Below are 18739 nucleotides of genomic sequence, written 5' to 3' on the forward strand. Positions count from 1 at the left end.
AGACAGGAGTTCCGTAGGTTGGGTTGAGCGCAGCGAAGCCCAACAACCAGACGCGGCCCCCACCCTTTGGGCTTCGCTGATGGAGCCGTCTCAACCCAACCTACGCGGGCCGGTCAGACGTCTCGCAGTTCTCCGGCGAAGCGCTCCAGCCGTCTACGCAGGCGCTGGTTCTCGCGGCGCAGCTCTTCCACCTCATCCAAAAGGTGCAGGGCCAGGGCGGTCGCGGACCAGTCCAGGTCCAGCTCGTGGCGCAGGCGTACAGCGCGACGGGCGCGGTGCAGGGCACCGGTGTCGAAGTGCCACTCGGCCGGGCGCTTGCCGCGCTGGGGCGCCAGGATGCCGTGCTCGACGATGTCCACCACCACGGGCTCGCTCACCTCGCAGAGCACGCAGAATTCCTGCAGGACGATCAGACTGCTCATCAGACTTTCCTCCAGTCTTGGCGGGGATCGAAGGCCGCCCGCTCGGCCAGTTGTCGCCACAGCGCCTGGGTTTCTTCATCGCCCTTCGGTGGCATCACGATCTTGAGCAGGGCATGGAGATCGCCCTGCCCTGCCTTGCCAGCCAGGCCCTTGCCTCGTACCCGCAGGCGGGCGCCGCTCTGGCTGCCAGGCGGAATGCTCAGCATGATCTGGCCATCCAGGGTAGGCACCTGCACCTTGGCGCCTAAGGCGGCTTCCCAGGGGGCAAGGGGTACGCTGACCACCAGGTCCTGACCGTCGACGTCGAACAGCGGATGAGGCACCAGCCGGATGACCAGGTACAGATCGCCTGCCTCCGCGCCACCGATGCCCGGCTCGCCCTGCCCTTTCAGGCGGATACGCTCGCCGTCGGTGCTGCCGGCGGGAATCTTGACGTTGAGGGTCTTGGTGGTCTCGCCGACGCGCCGGCCCAGCTCGTCGCGCTGCGGCAACGAAAAGCTCAGCGGCTTGGTACTGCCGGCCTGGCTCTCCTCGAGAAACAGTGGCAGTTCCAGCTCGATGTCGCGGCCACGGCGAGCGAAGCCACCCTGCTGCGAGCGTCCGGCAGCGCCGAACAGCGACTCGAAGAAATCGGAATAGTCCTGGCCAAAGCCGGCGTGGGGATCGCTGTAGTCGGCGCCCGACCCCGGCTGCCAGTCTGGCGGCACCTGGAAGCGCTCGCCTTGCTGCTGATAGCGGCGGACCTGATCGTATTCGGCGCGCTTGTGTGGATCGCGCAGGACGTCATAGGCCTCGGCCACCTCCTTGAAGCGAGCCTCGGCATCGGCCTCCTTGCTCACGTCCGGGTGGTACTTGCGCGCCAGCTTGCGATAGGTGGTCTTGAGGGTCTTGTCGTCGACGTCGGGGGCGACGCCGAGCACCTCGTAGTAGTCCTTGAAGTCCATCGCGGTCTCCAGTGGGGGTTCCCCTAGAGACCGCGCGGCGCCTGCAACGGTTGCATGACGCCGGTCAGTCGCCGCGCTTGCGAAAGGCCAGGCTGCCGGCCAGCACCGTGAAGGTCGCCACCAGCGCCACCAGGATCCAGAAGCCGTGGGGCGAATCGGCAAGCGGGATGCCGCCGACGTTCATTCCGAAGAAGCCGGCGATGATGTTGATCGGCAGGGCCAGCACCGTGACCAGGGTCAGGGTGAACAGGGTGCGGTTGGTCTGCTCGGCGGAGGCGGCGGCGATCTCCTCCTGCAACAGCTTGAGACGTTCCACCAGGGCGGCGAGGTCGTCCAGCACCCGGTCGAATTCCTCGGTGGCCTCGCGCAGGGTCTGGATGTCGTCGCGGCGCAGCCAGGCGGGCGGCCGGTTGAGCAACCGCAGCAGCGAGCCCGGTTCCAGGGCCAGCAGGCGCTGCAGACGTACCAGGGCGCGTCTCAGGCTGCCAAGTTCGGCGCGACTGGCGGACAGCCGCTGGGACAGCAGCCGATCCTCGATGGCGTCCACCTTGACCGTGGTGTCGCGAATGATGCCGGTCAGCACATCGGCCTGGTCGCGCAGCAGATGAACCAGCAGTTCCAGGGTCGAGCCGAAGCCCTCACCACGGCGCACCGCATGGCGCAGGCGATCCACCGAGCGCAGTGGCTGGGCCCGGGCGGTCACCAGCAGTCCCGGACGGGCGCAGGCCCAGAGGGTGGCGACGTCCACCGAGACCTGACCGTAGGCCAGGGTCACATCGTTCACCACCCCCAGCAGGGTGTCGTCGGCCGGCTCCAGGCGGGTCGAGTGGGAACCGGCGTGCAGGGATTCGAAGAACTCCTCCGGCAGCCCCAGGTGCTCGCGCATCCAGCGCTCGGCGGCGGCGTGGGCCAGGTTGAAGTGCAGCCAGCGAAAGCCACCCTCTTCCGCGTCCCAGGGATCTTCCGGCGCCATGGTCAGCGCCCGCCCCGGCTGACCGGAGGTGAAATGGTAGGCGTAGAGCAGCCCCAGCCGTTCGGCGGCCGGATGCAGGGGGATCAGGGTGTTGGTCATGGCTACCTGCGGAGGGAACGCGACATCAGGGCTCTGTTAGCAGGTCCGGATGAACCTTTGATGACAGAGCCCCGAGTCAGCAGGTGCCAGCGGCGCCCCCGGAAAGGAGGCGCGGCGCTTATTGCGGACGCATGTGCGGGAAGAGGATGACGTCGCGGATCGACGGCGAGTTGGTCAGCAGCATCACCAGGCGGTCGATGCCGATGCCCTCGCCAGCGGTGGGCGGCATGCCGTATTCCAGGGCGTTGATGAAGTCGGCGTCATAGTGCATGGCCTCGTCGTCACCGGCGTCCTTTTCCTGGACCTGCAGCATGAAGCGCTCGGCCTGGTCTTCGGCGTCGTTGAGCTCGGAGTAGGCGTTGGCGATCTCGCGGCCGCCGATGAACAGCTCGAAGCGATCGGTGACGCTGGGATTATCGTCGTTGCGGCGCGCCAGCGGCGAGACCTCGAAGGGGTACTCGGTGATGAAGTGCGGCTGCTCCAGCTTGCTCTCCACTAGCTCCTCGAAAATCATCACCTGCAGCTTGCCCAGGCCTTCGTGGCCGAGGACCTTGGCGCCGGCCTTCTTGGCGATGGCGCGGGCCTTCTCGACGTCCTGCAGGTCTTCCGCGGTGATGTCCGGGTTGTACTTGAGGATGGAGTCGTACACCGACAGGCGCACGAAGGGCTCGCCGAAGTGGAACACCTTGTCGCCATAGGGCACGTCGGTGGTGCCGAGCACGGCCATGGCCAGTTCGCGGAACAGTTCCTCGGTGAGGTCCATGTTGTCGCGGTAATCCGCATAGGCCTGGTAGAACTCGAGCATGGTGAACTCGGGATTGTGCCGGGTCGAGACGCCTTCGTTACGGAAGTTGCGGTTGATCTCGAAGACCTTCTCGAAGCCACCGACCACCAGCCGCTTGAGGTACAGCTCCGGCGCGATACGCAGGAACATGGCCATGTCCAGGGCGTTGTGGTGGGTCTCGAAGGGCTTGGCCGCCGCGCCGCCGGGAATGGTCTGCAGCATGGGCGTTTCCACTTCGAGGAAACCCCGCTCCATGAGGAAGCGGCGGATGTGGGCGATGACCTGGGAGCGCACGCGGAAGGTCTGGCGGACCTCCTCGTTGACGATCAGGTCGACATAGCGCTGGCGATAGCGCAGCTCGGTGTCGGTCAGGCCGTGGTGCTTGTCGGGCAGCGGGCGCAGCGACTTGGTCAGCAGGCGCACGTCGCTCATGTTGACGTAGAGATCGCCCTTGCCGGAGCGGGCCAGGGTACCTTCGGTGGCGATGATGTCGCCCAGGTCCCAGGTCTTGACCGCTTCCAGGGTCTCGGCCGGCAGGGTCTTGCGGTCGACATAGACCTGGATGCGCCCGCTGGTGTCCTGCAGCACCATGAAGGCACCGCGGTTGAGCATGATGCGGCCGGCTACCTTGACCTTGATGCCTGCGGCTTCCAGCTCTTCCTTGGTCTTGTCGGCGTACTGCTGCTGCAGGTCACCGGCCAGGCTGTCGCGACGGAAGTCGTTGGGGAAGGGAATGGCCTGCTGGTCGCGCAGCGTGGAAAGCTTTTCCTTGCGCTGGGCGATCAGCTTGTTGTCTTCCTGTTCCTGGGCTTGGGGGTCTAGGGGTTGTTCGCTCATGTCTGCTGTTTACCTGGGAAGTGCTTGCCGTAGGAGCGGCCATGGCCGCTCCTACAGGAAATGATGGATTAAACGCCCTGCTTGAGGCTGGCTTCGAGGTATTCGTCCAGATCGCCGTCGAGCACCTTGTCGCAATCGCTGCGTTCCACGCCGGTGCGCAGATCCTTGATCCGCGAGGCGTCGAGCACATAGGAACGGATCTGGTGGCCCCAGCCGATATCGGACTTGGAGTCTTCCAGGGCCTGGGACGCGGCATTGCGCTTCTGCATTTCCAGCTCGTACAACTTGGCCCGCAGCATCTTCATGGCGGTGTCCCTGTTGGCATGCTGGGAGCGCTCGTTCTGGCACGCCACCACGGTATTGGTGGGCACGTGGGTGATCCGCACCGCGGAGTCGGTGGTGTTCACGTGCTGGCCACCCGCGCCAGAGGAGCGGTAGGTGTCGACGCGCAGATCGGACGGGTTGATCTCGATGTCGATGTTGTCGTCGATCTCGGGAGAGACGAACACCGCGGTAAAGGAGGTGTGGCGACGGTTGCCCGAGTCGAAGGGACTCTTGCGCACCAGGCGGTGCACGCCGATCTCGGTGCGCAGCCAACCGAAGGCGTACTCGCCCTTGATGTGCACGGTAGCGCCCTTGATGCCGGCGACTTCACCTTCGGACAGCTCGACGATCTCGGCGCTGAAGCCGTGCTGGTCGGCCCAGCGCAAGTACATGCGCAGGAGCATGTTGGCCCAGTCCTGGGCCTCGGTGCCGCCGGAGCCGGCCTGGATGTCCAGGTAGCAGTTGTTGGGGTCCATCTCGCCGCTGAACATGCGGCGGAATTCCAGCTTCTCGAGGATGCCACGCAGGCGCTCCACCTCGGCCGCCACGTCATCGACCGCGCTCTGGTCTTCCTCTTCGGCCGCCATTTCCAGCAGGTCGCTGGCATCGGCCAGGCCGCCGGTCAGCTCGTCCAGGGTGCCGACCACCTGCGCCAGCTGGGCGCGCTCGCGGCCGAGATTCTGGGCGTACTCGGGGTTGTTCCAGACGTTGGGGTCTTCGAGCTCACGCTCCACTTCGACCAGACGATCCTGCTTCAGATCGTAGTCAAAGATACCCCCGAATGGTCTGGGTGCGGCTGGTGAGGTCCTTGATGCTGGTGACGATCGGGTTGATTTCCATGGGGGAAACACTCGCGAGAAAAGCTGTGGAAAAGCTCGCGAGTATACCCCAATCGGCGGCGAAACTCAGCGGGCGGCGGGGTACGCCGCCCGCTGCGTCTCAATCGGCGTCGAGGTCGCGGTGGCGGGTTTCCGGCAGGCACAGCAGGCCCACTATCAGGCTGACGCCGGTGATCAGCACCGGGTACCAGAGGCCGTAGAAGATGTCGCCGGTATAGACCACCAGGGCAAAGGACACCGTCGGCAGGAAGCCGCCGAACCAGCCGTTGCCGATGTGGTACGGCAGCGACATCGAGGTGTAGCGGATGCGGGTGGGAAACAGCTCCACCATCAACGCCGCCAGCGGTCCATAGCAGAGGGTGGCGATGAGGATCAGGGCGAAGATCACCGCCACCACCATGGGCTTGTTGACCTGCGCCGAGTCGGCCTTGGCCGGATACCCGGCGGCCTGTACTGCGGCGCGCAGGGCCGGCTCGTCGTAGCCGACGATGACCTTGTCACCGACGTTGACCTGCACCGCGTCCCCTGGTGCCGCGGCCACGCTGCTGTAGGGCAGGCCACTCTTGGCCAGCAGTGTCTTGACCCGGTCGCAGGGACTGTCGAAGCGCGCCTTGCCCACCGGGTCGAACTGGAAGGTGCAGGTGGCCGGATCGGCGGTGACCACGATGGGGGCCTGCTGGCTGGCCTGGTAGATCTGCGGGTTGGCGTAGTGGGTCAGGGCCTTGAACAGCGGGAAGTAGAGCACCGTGGCCAGCAGCAGGCCGAGCATGAGGATCGGCTTGCGCCCGACCTTGTCCGACAGCCAGCCGGCGATGACGAAGAAAGGCGCGCCGAGGATGACGCTGACGATCAGCAGGTTGTTGGCCAGCACCGGGTCCAGTTTGAGGGTCTGGGTGAGAAAGAACATCACATAGAACTGCGACAGGTAGAAGGTCACCGCCTGGCCGCCATTGATGCTGAACAGGGCGATCAGCACCACCTTGAGGTTGCTCCAGTTGGTGAAGGAATCGCGGATCGGCGCCTTGCTCTGCTTGCCCTCGGCCTTCATGCGCAGAAAGGCCGGCGACTCGTGCATCGACAGGCGGATCCAGGTGGAGATCGCCAGCAGGAAGATCGACAGCAGGAACGGCAGGCGCCAGCCCCAGACCTCGAACTGGTCACCGGTCAGGTAGCGGCAGACCAGGATCACCACCAGCGACAGCAACAGGCCCAGGGTCGCGGTCGATTGCAGCCAGCTGGTGTGGGCGCCGCGCTTGCCGGGCGGCGCGTGCTCGGCAATGTAGGTGGCGGCCCCGCCGTATTCGCCACCCAGGGCCAGGCCCTGCAGGAGGCGCAGCAACACCAGGATGATGGGCGCGGCCACGCCGATACTGGCATAGGTGGGCAGCAGGCCGACACCGAAGGTGGCGATGCCCATGAGGATGATGGTGGCGAGGAAGGTGTACTTGCGCCCGACCATGTCGCCCAGGCGCCCGAACACCAGGGCGCCGAAGGGCCTCACCACGAAACCGGCGGCAAAGGCCAGCAGGGCGAAGATGAAGGCGGTGGTGTCGTTGACGCCGGCGAAGAACTGCTTGCTGATCACCGCTGCCAGGGCGCCATAGAGAAAGAAGTCGTACCACTCGAAGACGGTCCCCAGGGACGAGGCGAAGATCACCTTGCGTTCTTCGCGGCGACTGCTGGCCGCGCTGGGTTGTACCCGGGGTTGGGCATAGTCGGACATCGCACGTTCTCCTGACCCGGGATCGCCGGGCTGATTGTTGTTATGGGCGACAGCTACTACGGTGGAAACGGCGGGAGGCCCCGCCGTCGGTGAAACCAGCTAATAGAAACTAGGCAGCCGAGAACCGCTCGGGTCGGGCCAGCGCCGCGGGCAGCTCGGTCACGCCCTGCTCGCGGGCCTCGGCCAGCATGAAATTGGCCGCCTGCTCGGCGATCATCAGCGTCGGCGAACAGCTGTTGCCCGAGACCAGGGTCGGCATGATGGAGGCGTCGGCCACTCGAAGGCCCGGAATGCCATGCACCCGCAGGCGGGCATCCACCACGGCATCGGTGCCCTGGCCCATGCGACAGGTGCCGGAAGGATGGAAGATGGTGGTGCCGATGGCCCGCGCGGCCTGCTGCAACTCCGCCTCCGTCTGATAGGACGGGCCCGGCAGATACTCCTCGGGTCGATAGGCCGCCAGTGCCGGCGCGGCGGCGATGCGCCGGGTCAGGCGGATGGCGTCGGCGGCCACCTTGAGATCCTCCGGCGCGCTGAGGTAGCGCGGCTGGATCAGCGGCGCGGCCTGGAGGTCGGCGCTGCGGATGGCCACCTGGCCACGACTGGCCGGTCGCAGGTTGCACACCGAGGCGGTAAAGGCGGGAAAGCCGTGCAGCGGCTCGCCGAAGCGCTCCAGCGACAGCGGCTGCACGTGATACTGCAGATTGGCCGAAGGCTGCTCCGGATCGGAACGGGCGAAGGCGCCCAGTTGGCTTGGCGCCATGGCCAGGGGACCACTGCGGCTCCAGAGATACTCCAGGCCCATGCCCAGCTTGCCCCAGAGACTGCCGGCCAGGGCATTGAGGGTCGGCACGCCATGCACCCGATAGATCAGGCGCAGTTGCAGGTGATCCTGCAGATTGCCGCCGACCCCTTCCAGTCGATGCTGGACACCGATGCCCAGCCCTTCGAGCAGGCCGCGCGGGCCGATACCGGAACGCTGCAGCAGGGTCGGCGAGCCGATGGCGCCGGCGCAGAGCACGATCTCCCGGCGCGCCACCAGGCGCTGGGGCTCGGCCTGGCCCGGCAGGCGCGCCAGCACCGCCCGCGCCCTGCCCTCCTCCAGCAGTACCCGCTCCACCTGGACACCCGTCAGCACCTGCAGATTGGCGCGCTGGCGGATCGGCTTGAGAAAGGCCTTGGCCGCATTCCAGCGCACCCCATTGCGCTGATTGACCTGGAAATAGCCGCAGCCTTCGTTGTCGCCGGTGTTGAAGTCCTCTACCGGCTCGATGCCAGTCTGGTCGGCGGCACTGCGAAAGGCGTCGAGCAGCGTCCAGTGCAGGCGCTGGCGCTCCACCCGCCACTCGCCCCCCGCGCCATGAAAGGTCGAGGCGCCATCGCAGTGATCTTCCATGCGCTTGAACAGCGGCAGCACGTCTTGCCAGCCCCACCCCGGATTACCGGCGGCGGCCCAGCCGTCATAGTCACGGGCTTGGCCACGCATGTAGATCATGCCGTTGATGGAGGAGCAGCCGCCCAGCACCCGACCGCGCGGATAATTGAGCGCCCGGCCGCCCAGGCCCGCTTCCACCTCGGTCTTGAAGCACCAGTCGGTGCGCGGATTGCCGATGCAGAACAGGTAGCCGACCGGGATGTGGATCCAGGGATGGTTGTCGCGCCCGCCCGCTTCCAGCAGCAGTACGCGATGGGCCGGATCGGCGGACAGTCGATTGGCCAACAGGCAGCCGGCCGGACCGGCACCGACGATGATGAAGTCATATTCCGCAGCAGGACCGGGCATGACGTTCCCTCGCTTTTTTGTTGTTGTGGTCCCTATCCTAGTGTCGTCATCCGCGAACAACAGTCGCAGAAAACGGGCAACGGCTGTGCATTTCTGAACAGCGCCCAGCAAGCGGCCGGTCAGACAGGCACCGACGAGGAAAAAGGATGTTCGATTGGAACGATCTGCGGGTTTTTCTGGAGGTCCAGCGCCATGGCCGCCTGCTCACCGCCGCTCGCAGCCTGGGCGTCAGTCATGCCACCGTCGCCCGTCACCTGGAGGCGCTGGAACGCGCCCTGGGCAGCCAGTTGCTGGTGCAGCAGGCCAGCGGCTATCAGCTCACCCCCGCCGGCCAGGCCCTGCTGGCGCATGCCCAGGCGATGGAAGAAGCCGCGCTGCTGGCCCAGGAGGCCGTGACCCAGAGGCTCAATCCGCTGGGCCAGGTACGGGTCGGGGTGACCGAAGGCCTGGGCACCGGCTTTCTCGCCCAGCGCCTGGGAGCGCTGCTGCGCGATTATCCGGGTCTGGAAGTGGAGCTGGTCTCGGTGCCGCGCTTCGTCAGCGTCACCAACCGCGAAGCGGACATCGCCATCACCCTGGAAAGGCCCACCGCCGAAGGCCTGATCGGCCGGCGACTGACGCCCTATCGCCTGAGATTCTATGCCAGTCGCGCCTACCTGGATCGAGCACCGGCGCTGGATGCCGAAGCCGACCTCGGCGAACAGGCCTTCATCGGTTACGTCGACGACCTGCTGTACACTCGTGAACTGCAATTCATCCAGGGACTCTGCCCCGAACCGCGCATCGTCTTTCGCAGCACCAGCGTCATCGCCCAGCGCGAGGCCGCTTGTGCCGGCATCGGCATCGCGGTGTTGCCCTGCTACCTGGTGGGTCAGAAGACCCCCTTGGAAGGCGTGCTCCCGGAGCGGTCCTTCACCCGCGAGTACTGGATCTCGACCCACCGGGAGTTGCACCGCTCAGCGCGCCTGCGCGTGGTCTGGGATTTCCTGTTGCACCTCTGCGCGGCGGAGCGGAGCGTCCTGCTGGGCGATGAACGCCCGCTCCCCTAGCCGTCAGACCGCCGCGGCCTCACGTTCCAGTTCGGTCCGCAGGCCTGGTTCCAGGCGCAGCTGACGCGCCAGTTCGTCCAGGTAAGCCTTTTCCATGTACTGCTGATCGTCGATCAGCATCAGGCTGGCCAGGTACATCTCGGCGGCCATCTCCGGTGTTTCGGCTGCCGCGGCGACCTTGGCCGGATCCAGCGGTTGTTCCAGTTCCCGCTGCAACCAGCTGCGCAGCTCGGGATCGTCATCCACCTTAGCCATCTCGGCCTCGATGGCCTGGCGCTCCTGGTCATCGACATGACCATCGGCCTTGGCTGCCGCGATCAGTGCGATGAGTACCGCCCGGCCATGGGCCTCGGCTTCGTGCTCTGGCACCCGATCCACGGTGCGAGGCTCGGCGGTCTGCGTACCCTGCGCCTGATTGGCTTGCCAGGACTGATAGGCCTTGTAGGCAGCCATGCCAAGTGCCGCCAGCCCGCCGTAGCCAATGGCCTTGCCGCCCAGGCCACGGCCGCGCTTGCTGCCCAGCAGGGCCGTCAGGGCGCCGGCGGCCAACCCGCTGCTACCCAAGCCCGAGAGCAGGCCGCCCAAGGGGTCCTTGCCCGACGACGGCGTACCGGCACCCGGCCGCGTGGTCGACTGGCCGGTCTTCTTGGCCAGGGCCTGCTGGCCGGCCCTGAGCAACTGATCGAGCAAACCGCGGGTATTCATGGACAACCTCCACAAGAGACAGGGTTCAGGCTGTTGTGACCGCTCCCCTCGCCCTCCGGCTCCCGGCACCTGCTTACCGGATGTTGCAATCTCGAGGCCCGCATCGACCTGGTCGATACAAAATATTTCTGACTGACAGTTGCACTGGGCGCTACTCTTGCATCTTCCCCTTGCAGTTGCCGGAGACACCCCATGCGTTCGCGTCTGGCTGTGCTGTTCGCGCTTTCGCTCGCCCTCACCGCCGGCCAGGTTCAGGCCGCCGCCGAGGACGCCCGCCTCATCGCCAATCGCTATCTCGATGCCTGGAACGATCACGACGCCGAGGCCGCCAGCGCGCTGCTCGATCCCAAGGTGCAGTATTTCGACAGTGGTGCTGCCACCACCGAGACCAGCCGCACCCAGGCCCGTGACCGCATCGTCAAGGTCACACTCAAGGCCGTGCCCGATCTGGAGGTGAAGATGGTGCACAAGCCGGTGATCGGTCCGCGCAGCATCGCCTTCGAATGGGAACTGACCGGCAACCGCGTTACCGCCACTGGCAAGCAGCCGGTGAAGATTCGCGGCGCCAGCATCATGAAGATCCGCGACGGCCGCATCTGGTACCTGGGCGACTACTACGACAGCGACGCGCTGGAAGCCCTGCTGCGACCGGTCAAGCCCTGAGGCAGGCAGCCATCCGAATGGGTGGCCGCCTTTCGGTCTACTCCGCGCCGAACGGCTTGCGCAGTGGCGTATCCCGGTGCGCGGCACGCACGTACTGCGGCGGCCAGGAAACCTTTTCGCGCAGGGACTCGGCAGCGTTGAGCGGCCAGTAGGGATCGCGCAGCAGTTCGCGTGCCAACAGCACCAGATCGGCCTGCCCGGTACGCAGCACGTGCTCGGCCTGGGCCGCATCGGTGATCATGCCCACCGCGCCACTGGGGATGTCGGCTTCCTTGCGTACCCGCTCGGCGAACTGGGTCTGGTAGCCGGGCCCGGTAGGAATGTCCGCCTGGGCGGCGGTGCCACCGGAGGAGACGTCGATCAGGTCGACGCCTAGCGTCTTCAGCCGGCGTGCCAGCTCCACCGTCTCGTCGACATCCCAACCGTCTTCTACCCAGTCAGTGGCGGAAACCCGCACGAACAACGGCAACTCTTCCGGCCAGACCGCGCGTACATCGGCGGTGACTTCCAGCAACAGGCGAATGCGATTCTCGAAATTGCCGCCGTAATCGTCCTCGCGGCGATTGGAGAGCGGCGAGAGGAACTGGTGCAGCAGATAGCCGTGGGCGGCATGGACCTCGGCGACCTTGAAGCCGGCCGCCAGGGCGCGCTCGGCGGTCTCCACGAAGGCCCGGCGGACGCTGGCGATATCATCGCGATCCATGGCCGTGGGCCGGGTGTGCTGCGGATCGAAGGCGATGGCCGAAGGCGCCACCGGCACCCAGCCGCCCTCGGCGATGGGCACGCTGCCGTGCTTGCCGAGCCAGGGCTGCCAGGTACTGGCCTTGCGCCCGGCGTGGGCCAGCTGGATGCCGGCGACGCTGCCCTGGCCTTCGATGAACTGGGTGATGCGCCGCAGGGGCTCGATCTGCTCATCCTTCCACAGGCCCAGGTCCTGGGGCGTGATGCGCCCGTCGGCGGTGACCGCGGTGGCTTCGAAGATCACCAGACCGGCGCCACCGGTGGCGCGGCTGCCGAGGTGGACCAGATGCCAGTCGTTGGCGAAGCCGTCTTCGCTGGAGTACTGGCACATCGGGGAGACCACCACGCGATTGGGCAGGGTCAGCTGACGCAGGGTCAGGGGCTGGAACAGGAGACTCATGGCGGACCTCGTCTAGTCGGGATTCACGGCATTGGAGTACGCCCGACCAGAATAGATCGCCGATCCGACAGGGCTCGTCTGAAAAGTCGCCGAGCTAAGGTCAGGCAAGGCGCAACGACCAACGGGAGTAACGGCCAACGGCTGGCCCGGAGGGTGAGCGCCAGCGAATCAAATCAGCGAGGAAGCGGATCGGACTCGCGCTCGAGTTTACGAGTGGTAGATGAGCATTCCGATCGGACTGGCGAACCAGCTGATTTTTAACGCAGCATCACCGAGCGCAGGCACCTTTCAAACGAGACCTAACGCGGCGCCAGGTGCACCACCAGCAGTTGCACGCTCTCGTTGCCGCGAAACTCGTTCACGTCCAGCCGATAGGCCAGCTCGGCCCAGCGGATGTTGGGATCGGGCCAAGTGTCGCGGTCGATGTTGAAGGCGATGCCGTCCAGCTCCGGGCCACCCTGCTCGCTGCGCAGGGTCAGCTTGAGATGGCGCTCCTTGAGCAGACGCTGGGAGAGGATCTCGAAGGTGCCGTGGAACAGCGGCTCGGGAAACTGCTGGCCCCAGGGACCGGCCTGACGCAGGGCCTGGGCCAGGTTGAGCTGGAACTCGGCAGGAGCGAGGCAGCCGTCGGTCTGCAGTCGCCCGCTGAGGTCGTCGGCTTGCAGGTGGCGCCGCACCTCGGCGTCGAAGGCGGCGGCAAAGGTCTCGTAGTGCGCCTGGGGCAGGCTGAGGCCGGCGGCCATGGCGTGACCACCGAACTTGGTGATCAGTCCCGGATGGCGGGTCGCCACAGCGTCCAGGGCATCGCGGATGTGCAACCCGGCCACCGAACGCGCCGAACCCTTGAGCATGCCGGTGCCGCTGCCGTCATCGGCAAAGGCCAGCGCGGGGCGGTGATACTTTTCCTTGAGGCGCGAGGCGAGGATACCGATCACGCCCTGGTGCCATTCTGGATCGAACAGGCAGAGACCGAAGGGCAGATTGTCTTCCGGCAATTCCTTGAGCTGCTTGAGCGCTTCGCGCTGCATGCCCTGCTCGATGCTCTTGCGGTCCTTGTTGAAGTCGTCCAGTTGCTGGGCGTATTCCTGCGCCAGCTGCGGGTCTTCGCAGAGCAGCAACTCGATGCCGATGGACATGTCGTCCAGGCGACCGGCCGCATTGAGGCGCGGCCCGAGGATGAAACCGAGATCGCTGGAGGCCACCTTGCCCGGTTGGCGCCCGGCCACTTCCAGCAGTGCCTTGAGCCCCGGCCGTGCCCGGCCGGCGCGGATCCGCATCAGCCCCTGGTGCACCAGGATGCGGTTGTTGGCATCCAGCGGCACCACGTCGGCGACGCTACCCAGGGCCACCAGATCCAGCAACTCGGCCAGATTGGGCTCGGCCAGGCCCTGACGGGCGAACCAGCCGCTCTCGCGCAGGCGGCTGCGCAGGGCCAGCATCACATAGAAGATCACCCCGACCCCGGCGATGCACTTGCTGGGAAAGGCGCAGGCCGGCTGGTTGGGATTGACGATGGCGTCAGCGGCGGGCAATTCGGCGCCCGGCAGGTGGTGGTCGGTGATGACCACCTGCAGCCCGGCCGCCTTGGCCACGGCCACCCCATCCAGGCTGGAGATGCCGTTGTCGACGGTGAGCAGCACCTCGGGTTCGCGCTGCAGGGCCACGGCGACGATCTCGGGCGTCAGGCCATAGCCGTATTCGAAACGATTGGGTACCAGGTAGTCGACCCAGGCGGCGCCCAGCCGGCGCAGGGCCAGCACGCCCACGGCGCTGGCGGTGGCGCCATCGGCGTCGAAATCGCCGACGATGAGGATGCGGCGGCGCTCTTCCAGGGCGCGGGCCAGCAGCTCCACCGCCGCCTCGATGCCCTTGAGCTGGTGATAGGGCACCAGCCGCGCCAGGCCCTTGTCCAGTTCTTCCGGCTGGGTCACGCCGCGCGCGGCATAGAGCCGGGTGAGCAGCGGCGGCAGGTCGCCCAGGTCGGGCAACACCGCCGGCAGCGGGCGAGGCTCCAGGCGCATCAACGCTCGCCCAGCAGCCATTCCAGCTGCAGTTCGTGCTGGCCACGGTCGTCGGTGACGAACAGGGTGCCTTCGCTGATCATCACCTGCCAAGCGATGCTACGCGGCAGATCGCGGGCCAGCTCGGCCAGGGGCTCGGCGGGTACGGCGGCGATGTGCAGGTTCTTCAGCGTCCTGACCGCATCCACCACCTTGGTCTGCCAGACACGCAGGTTGCCATAGGCCAGCAGGCTGGTACGTTCGGTGCGACGGCTGCACCAGGTCAGGCGCTCGGCATCGGGCTGCCCGACCTCGATCCAGTGCAGTACCCGACCATCGAGACTCTTCTCCCACAGCGCCGGCTCGTCGACATCGGACAGGCCGCGCCCAAAGGCCAGCTGCTCGTTGTACCAGAGCGCAAAGGCCAACAACCGTACCACCAGCCGCTCCTCGGTCTCGGAGGGATGCCGCGCCACGGTCAGGCGCAGATTCTCGTAGACCCCACGATCCAGATCGGTGAGGTTGAGTTCGACTTTGTAGGGCGTGGCTTGCAGAGCCATGGGCGGGTCACCGGCAGGGAAAGCCGGGCATTGTACCGGAAAAGGCCGCGGGACTTGGGACCGTGGATCCGTAGGTTGGGCTGAGCGCAGCGAAGCCCAACAAAGACGATTCGCGTCCGACTTTGTTGGGCTTCGACGATGGGGCCGTCTCTGCCCAACCTACGGTCATAGGTTGGGCAAACTACCCTACAGCGGCTGACCACGCTTGCCGTGGCGGGCGACGAAGGCCTGGACGGCGGCGAGGTCGTTGGGCAGCACGGTGCAGCGCTCTTCGCGTTGCAGCAGGTCGGCCAGGTGGGTCGGCAGGCTCAGCGTTGCGCCGATGCCGGCCTTTTCCACCGCTTCGGGGAATTTCACCGGGTGGGCGGTACCCAGCACCACCATGGGGGTGGCCAGGCTGCGGCGGCATTCGCGAGCGGCGCGCACGCCAATGGCGGTGTGCGGATCCAGCACTTCGCCAGTAGCCGCATAGACCTCGGCGATGGTGGCGCAGGTCTCTTCGTCGCTGACAGCCAGGGAGTCGAACAGCTTGCGTGCCTCGGTCCAGCGATCATCCGCCACCGACAGGGTGCCGCTGCTACGGAAATTCGCCATCAGCTCGGCCAGGGCCAGGCCGTCCCGACCGTGCAGGTCGAACAGCAGACGCTCGAAGTTGGACGACACCATGATGTCCATGGACGGCGACAGCGAGGCCTCCAGCTGCTGCTTGTCGTAGCGGTTGCCCGACATGAAGCGGTGCAGGATGTCGTTGCGGTTGGTCGCCACGACCAGCTGGCTCACCGGCAAGCCCATGTTGCGCGCCAGGTAGCCGGCGAAGATGTCGCCGAAGTTGCCGGTGGGCACGGAGAAGGCGATGGAGCGCGCCGGGCCGCCCAGCTGCAGGGCCGCATGGAAGTAGTAGACGATCTGGGCCATGATCCGCGCCCAGTTGATCGAGTTGACCGCCACCAGCGGCGCGCCCTTGAGGAAGCCCTGGTCGGCGAAGCTGGCCTTGACCATCTCCTGGCAGTCGTCGAAGTTGCCTTCGATGGCGATGTTGTGGATGTTGTCGCCCAGCAGCGTGGTCATCTGCCGGCGCTGCACTTCCGACACCCGCTGGTGCGGATGCAGGATGAAGATGTCCACGTTTTCGCAGCGCTTGCAGCCCTCGATGGCCGCCGAGCCGGTGTCACCGGAGGTAGCGCCCATGATCACCACGCGCTCGCCGCGCTTGGCCAGTACATGGTCGAGCAACCGGCCGAGCAGCTGCAGGGCGAAGTCCTTGAAGGCCAGGGTCGGGCCATGGAACAGCTCCAGCACCCACTCGTTGGCGTCCAGCTGGCGCAGCGGCGCGATGGCGCTGTGGGCGAAACCGGCGTAGGTCTCTTCCAGGATGGCCTTGAATTCGGCATCGGCGATGGAGCCGGCGACGAAGGGCTTCATCACCCGGAAGGCCAGCTCGTGATAGGGCAGACCGGCCCAGGAGGCGATCTCCTCCAGGGAAAACCGCGGCAGGTTCTCCGGTACGTAGAGACCACCATCACTGGCGAGACCCGCCAGCAGCACTTCTTCGAAATTCAGCGCGGGCGCCTGGCCGCGGGTACTGATGTAACGCATGACTCGACCTCGGGAAAGACGGCGGCGCCGGGCGCCGCCAGGCTGCTCAGTTCAGGTGCTCGACACGGATGCGGACCACGTCGCCGACGACGTCGTCCAGGGCTTCCAGGGCGGCGATGGCCTCGACCATGTGACGCTCGATCACGCGATGGGTGATGAGGATCATGGGCACCAGGCCGTCATGCTCCTCGGCTTCCTTCTGCATGATGGACTCTATGTTGATGCCGCGTGCCGACAGGATGCTCGCCACCTGGGCCAGCACGCCTGGGTGATCCTTGGCCTGGATGCGCAGATAGTAGGCGCTCTCGCAGGACTCGATCGGCAACACCGGATGGTCGGACAGCGCATCGGGCTGGAAGGCCAGGTGCGGCACGCGGTTTTCCGGGTCGGACGTCATGGCGCGGACCACGTCCACCAGGTCGGCCACCACCGCCGAGGCGGTAGGCTCCTGGCCGGCTCCGGCGCCGTAGAACAGCGTCGAGCCGACGGCGTCGCCATTGACCATCACCGCGTTCATCACGCCGTTGACGTTGGCGATCAGCCGATCGGCCGGGATCAGCGTCGGGTGTACCCGCAGCTCGATGCCCTGGTCGGTGCTGCGCGCCACGCCCAGGTGCTTGATGCGATAGCCCAGCGCCTCGGCGTAGCCGACATCGGCGGTGGTCAGCCGGGTGATACCCTCGGTGTAGGCCTTGTCGAATTGCAGCGGGATGCCAAAGGCGATGGACGCCAGGATGGTCAGCTTGTGGGCGGCGTCTATGCCTTCCACATCGAAGGTCGGATCGGCTTCGGCATAACCCAGCGCCTGGGCCTCGGCCAGGACGTCGGGGAAGGTGCGACCCTTCTCGCGCATCTCGGAGAGGATGAAGTTGCCAGTGCCGTTGATGATGCCGGCCACCCAGTTGATGCGGTTGGCCGCCAGGCCTTCGCGCAGCGCCTTGATCACCGGGATGCCACCGGCCACCGAGGCCTCGAAGGCGACGATCACGCCCTGCTCGCGCGCCTTGGCGAAGATCTCGTTGCCGTGGACCGCGATCAGCGCCTTGTTGGCGGTGACCACGTGCTTGCCATTGGCGATGGCGCGCAGCACCAGCTCGCGCGCCAGGGTGTAGCCGCCGATCAGCTCCACCACCACGTCGATCTCGGGATTGTCGACCACGGCCAGGACATCGGCGGTGATTGGCGTGCTGCCGGTATCGCAGTGAGGATTCGGCCGGCGCTGGGCGATCTGCGCCACCTCGATACCCCGTCCGGCACGCCGGGCGATTTCCTCGGCGTTGCGCTTGAGTACGTTGAAGGTCCCGCTGCCCACGGTACCCAGACCACAGATGCCTACTTTGACCGGCTTCACACCCTTATCCCCATGTCGTGTGGCGCCGCTCCGCAGCGCCGTTGAAATCTCTGTCGCCGCGCAAGGCCCTGTACGAAAGTGCCCGCGCTTGATGCGTCGTGCAGAACCTAGCGGGCGCTGATTGCCGCTTCCGCCAGCTGGTCTGCCGGCTGGTACCCCGGAATCATCTGGCCATCGGCCAGAATAATCGCCGGGGTGCCCTGAATGCCCATGTTCTGACCCAGCGCGAATTGCTGAGCGACCGGATTCTGGCAGCTTTCGGACTTGACCTCATGCCCGGTGAACATCTGGTTCAGCGCAGTAGGCTTGTCCTTGGCGCACCATACCGCTTCCAGCTGCTTGGAGCCCGGCGAGCCCATGCCCTGCCGCGGGAAGGCCAGGTAACGCACCTCGATGCCGCGCTTGTTCAGCTCGGGCACCTCGGCATGCAGCTTCTGGCAATAGGGGCAGGTGGTGTCGGTGAAGACGGTGATGTGCGCCTTGGTCTCGCCCTGGGCGGGATAGATGATCATCTGATTGCGATCGAGGCCGTTGATCTGCCGCGCCACGGCGACGTTCTCGGCCTTCTCGGTCAGGTTGGAGGCCTTGCCGTCCTTGACCTGGTAGAGATAGCCCTGCATGACGAACTGGCCGTCACCACTGGCATAGAGCACCCGACCGCCCTTGAGCTGGACCTGGTAGAGGCCTTCCAGCGGGCTCTTGGCGATGGACTCGATGGCGAGATTGGGTTGCAGCGCGGTCAGGCTCTGGCGAATGGCCTGCTCAGGTTCGGCCTGAGCCAGTTGCACGCCGAGCCCCAGGCAAGCGGCGAGCAACAGTTGGGAAATACGCATGGTTGACTCCTGTTGAGACGCCGGCAAGCCTACCACAGACCTGCCGGCTACGGCGGTCCCGCCCCAGGGCGGGGCTTCAGAAGTATCTACGCAATTTTGGCGGCGCTTTTGAT

Annotated in this window: 16 protein-coding genes; 2 read left to right on the forward strand and 14 right to left on the reverse strand. The window is 66.1% G+C overall.

The window, feature by feature from the left end; all coding sequences use genetic code 11:
- Nucleotides 1-113: 113 nt before the first annotated feature.
- The 7 genes from APT59_RS17550 to APT59_RS17580 all read right to left on the reverse strand — a co-directional run bounded on the left by APT59_RS17550 (nucleotide 114) and on the right by APT59_RS17580 (nucleotide 8728).
- Nucleotides 114-422 (reverse strand): chaperone modulator CbpM, encoded by a 309-nt coding sequence (locus APT59_RS17550; RefSeq protein ID WP_059316033.1) that lies wholly within the window; start codon nucleotides 420-422, stop codon nucleotides 114-116.
- Entirely contained in the window at nucleotides 422-1366 is a 945-nt protein-coding gene (gene cbpA, locus APT59_RS17555; RefSeq protein WP_059316034.1) for a curved DNA-binding protein, read from the reverse strand. Before cbpA ends, APT59_RS17550 begins: the two co-directional genes overlap by 1 nt.
- Before the next feature lie 64 nt (nucleotides 1367-1430).
- Nucleotides 1431-2438, reverse strand: a complete 1008-nt coding sequence (locus tag APT59_RS17560; RefSeq protein WP_059316035.1) for a transporter — start codon at nucleotides 2436-2438, stop codon at nucleotides 1431-1433.
- 118 nt (nucleotides 2439-2556) lie between these two features.
- Nucleotides 2557-4059, reverse strand: a complete 1503-nt coding sequence (lysS, locus tag APT59_RS17565; protein WP_059316036.1) for a lysine--tRNA ligase — start codon at nucleotides 4057-4059, stop codon at nucleotides 2557-2559.
- 68 nt (nucleotides 4060-4127) lie between these two features.
- Nucleotides 4128-5223 (reverse strand): peptide chain release factor 2 gene (gene prfB / locus APT59_RS22475; RefSeq protein ID WP_156428971.1). Its coding sequence is split into 2 segments (ribosomal slippage): nucleotides 4128-5150 and nucleotides 5152-5223, totalling 1095 coding nucleotides; the frame shifts between segments, so codons are not numbered across the junction.
- A gap of 99 nt (nucleotides 5224-5322) precedes the next feature.
- Nucleotides 5323-6945, reverse strand: coding sequence for an MFS transporter (locus APT59_RS17575; RefSeq protein ID WP_059316037.1), 1623 nt, complete (start codon nucleotides 6943-6945; stop codon nucleotides 5323-5325).
- A gap of 109 nt (nucleotides 6946-7054) precedes the next feature.
- Nucleotides 7055-8728: a GMC family oxidoreductase gene (locus APT59_RS17580; RefSeq protein ID WP_059316038.1), complete on the reverse strand. Its 1674-nt coding sequence runs from the start codon at nucleotides 8726-8728 to the stop codon at nucleotides 7055-7057.
- Between the two features lie 146 nt (nucleotides 8729-8874).
- Between APT59_RS17580 and APT59_RS17585 the strand changes: the two genes are divergently transcribed.
- Complete coding sequence (locus tag APT59_RS17585; RefSeq protein ID WP_059316039.1) at nucleotides 8875-9777, forward strand: LysR family transcriptional regulator; 903 nt, start codon at nucleotides 8875-8877, stop codon at nucleotides 9775-9777.
- 3 nt (nucleotides 9778-9780) lie between these two features.
- On the opposite strand, the gene APT59_RS17590 is transcribed toward APT59_RS17585, so the two are convergent.
- Nucleotides 9781-10482 carry a tellurite resistance TerB family protein gene (locus tag APT59_RS17590; RefSeq protein ID WP_059316040.1) on the reverse strand — a complete coding sequence of 234 codons (702 nt, stop codon included), beginning with the start codon at nucleotides 10480-10482 and terminating at the stop codon, nucleotides 9781-9783.
- 192 nt (nucleotides 10483-10674) lie between these two features.
- Between APT59_RS17590 and APT59_RS17595 the strand changes: the two genes are divergently transcribed.
- On the forward strand, nucleotides 10675-11145 hold the full coding sequence (locus APT59_RS17595; protein WP_059316041.1) for a nuclear transport factor 2 family protein: 471 nt from the start codon (nucleotides 10675-10677) through the stop codon (nucleotides 11143-11145).
- 37 nt (nucleotides 11146-11182) lie between these two features.
- Here the strand turns inward: APT59_RS17595 and APT59_RS17600 are convergent, their stop codons facing one another.
- The 6 genes from APT59_RS17600 to APT59_RS17625 all read right to left on the reverse strand — a co-directional run bounded on the left by APT59_RS17600 (nucleotide 11183) and on the right by APT59_RS17625 (nucleotide 18626).
- Nucleotides 11183-12286, reverse strand: a complete 1104-nt coding sequence (locus APT59_RS17600) for an NADH:flavin oxidoreductase/NADH oxidase (RefSeq protein WP_059316042.1) — start codon at nucleotides 12284-12286, stop codon at nucleotides 11183-11185.
- 299 nt (nucleotides 12287-12585) lie between these two features.
- A complete protein-coding gene (gene recJ, locus APT59_RS17605; protein WP_059316043.1) occupies nucleotides 12586-14307 on the reverse strand; it encodes a single-stranded-DNA-specific exonuclease RecJ in 1722 nt (573 codons plus the stop codon).
- Nucleotides 14307-14846 (reverse strand): YaeQ family protein, encoded by a 540-nt coding sequence (locus APT59_RS17610; protein WP_059316044.1) that lies wholly within the window; start codon nucleotides 14844-14846, stop codon nucleotides 14307-14309. The genes recJ and APT59_RS17610 overlap by 1 nt, the downstream gene beginning before the upstream one ends.
- A gap of 186 nt (nucleotides 14847-15032) precedes the next feature.
- Complete coding sequence (gene thrC / locus APT59_RS17615) at nucleotides 15033-16442, reverse strand: threonine synthase (protein ID WP_059316045.1); 1410 nt, start codon at nucleotides 16440-16442, stop codon at nucleotides 15033-15035.
- 46 nt (nucleotides 16443-16488) lie between these two features.
- Nucleotides 16489-17793 carry a homoserine dehydrogenase gene (locus tag APT59_RS17620; protein ID WP_059316046.1) on the reverse strand — a complete coding sequence of 435 codons (1305 nt, stop codon included), beginning with the start codon at nucleotides 17791-17793 and terminating at the stop codon, nucleotides 16489-16491.
- A 107-nt stretch (nucleotides 17794-17900) separates the two neighbouring features.
- A complete protein-coding gene (locus APT59_RS17625; protein WP_059316047.1) occupies nucleotides 17901-18626 on the reverse strand; it encodes a thioredoxin fold domain-containing protein in 726 nt (241 codons plus the stop codon).
- Nucleotides 18627-18739 lie beyond the last annotated feature (113 nt).

Source organism: Pseudomonas oryzihabitans, assembly GCF_001518815.1.
GTDB lineage: Bacteria > Pseudomonadota > Gammaproteobacteria > Pseudomonadales > Pseudomonadaceae > Chryseomonas > Chryseomonas oryzihabitans_E.

What these genes read in the sequence shown, in the direction of transcription:
- APT59_RS17550 (WP_059316033.1), bottom strand. Translation starts at nt 422, where the DNA reads ATGAGCAGTCTGATCGTCCTGCAGGAATTCTGCGTGCTCTGCGAGGTG.
- cbpA (WP_059316034.1), bottom strand. Translation starts at nt 1,366, where the DNA reads ATGGACTTCAAGGACTACTACGAGGTGCTCGGCGTCGCCCCCGACGTC.
- APT59_RS17560 (WP_059316035.1), bottom strand. Translation starts at nt 2,438, where the DNA reads ATGACCAACACCCTGATCCCCCTGCATCCGGCCGCCGAACGGCTGGGG.
- lysS (WP_059316036.1), bottom strand. Translation starts at nt 4,059, where the DNA reads ATGAGCGAACAACCCCTAGACCCCCAAGCCCAGGAACAGGAAGACAAC.
- APT59_RS17575 (WP_059316037.1), bottom strand. Translation starts at nt 6,945, where the DNA reads ATGTCCGACTATGCCCAACCCCGGGTACAACCCAGCGCGGCCAGCAGT.
- APT59_RS17580 (WP_059316038.1), bottom strand. Translation starts at nt 8,728, where the DNA reads ATGCCCGGTCCTGCTGCGGAATATGACTTCATCATCGTCGGTGCCGGT.
- APT59_RS17585 (WP_059316039.1), top strand. Translation starts at nt 8,875, where the DNA reads ATGTTCGATTGGAACGATCTGCGGGTTTTTCTGGAGGTCCAGCGCCAT.
- APT59_RS17590 (WP_059316040.1), bottom strand. Translation starts at nt 10,482, where the DNA reads ATGAATACCCGCGGTTTGCTCGATCAGTTGCTCAGGGCCGGCCAGCAG.
- APT59_RS17595 (WP_059316041.1), top strand. Translation starts at nt 10,675, where the DNA reads ATGCGTTCGCGTCTGGCTGTGCTGTTCGCGCTTTCGCTCGCCCTCACC.
- APT59_RS17600 (WP_059316042.1), bottom strand. Translation starts at nt 12,286, where the DNA reads ATGAGTCTCCTGTTCCAGCCCCTGACCCTGCGTCAGCTGACCCTGCCC.
- recJ (WP_059316043.1), bottom strand. Translation starts at nt 14,307, where the DNA reads ATGCGCCTGGAGCCTCGCCCGCTGCCGGCGGTGTTGCCCGACCTGGGC.
- APT59_RS17610 (WP_059316044.1), bottom strand. Translation starts at nt 14,846, where the DNA reads ATGGCTCTGCAAGCCACGCCCTACAAAGTCGAACTCAACCTCACCGAT.
- thrC (WP_059316045.1), bottom strand. Translation starts at nt 16,442, where the DNA reads ATGCGTTACATCAGTACCCGCGGCCAGGCGCCCGCGCTGAATTTCGAA.
- APT59_RS17625 (WP_059316047.1), bottom strand. Translation starts at nt 18,626, where the DNA reads ATGCGTATTTCCCAACTGTTGCTCGCCGCTTGCCTGGGGCTCGGCGTG.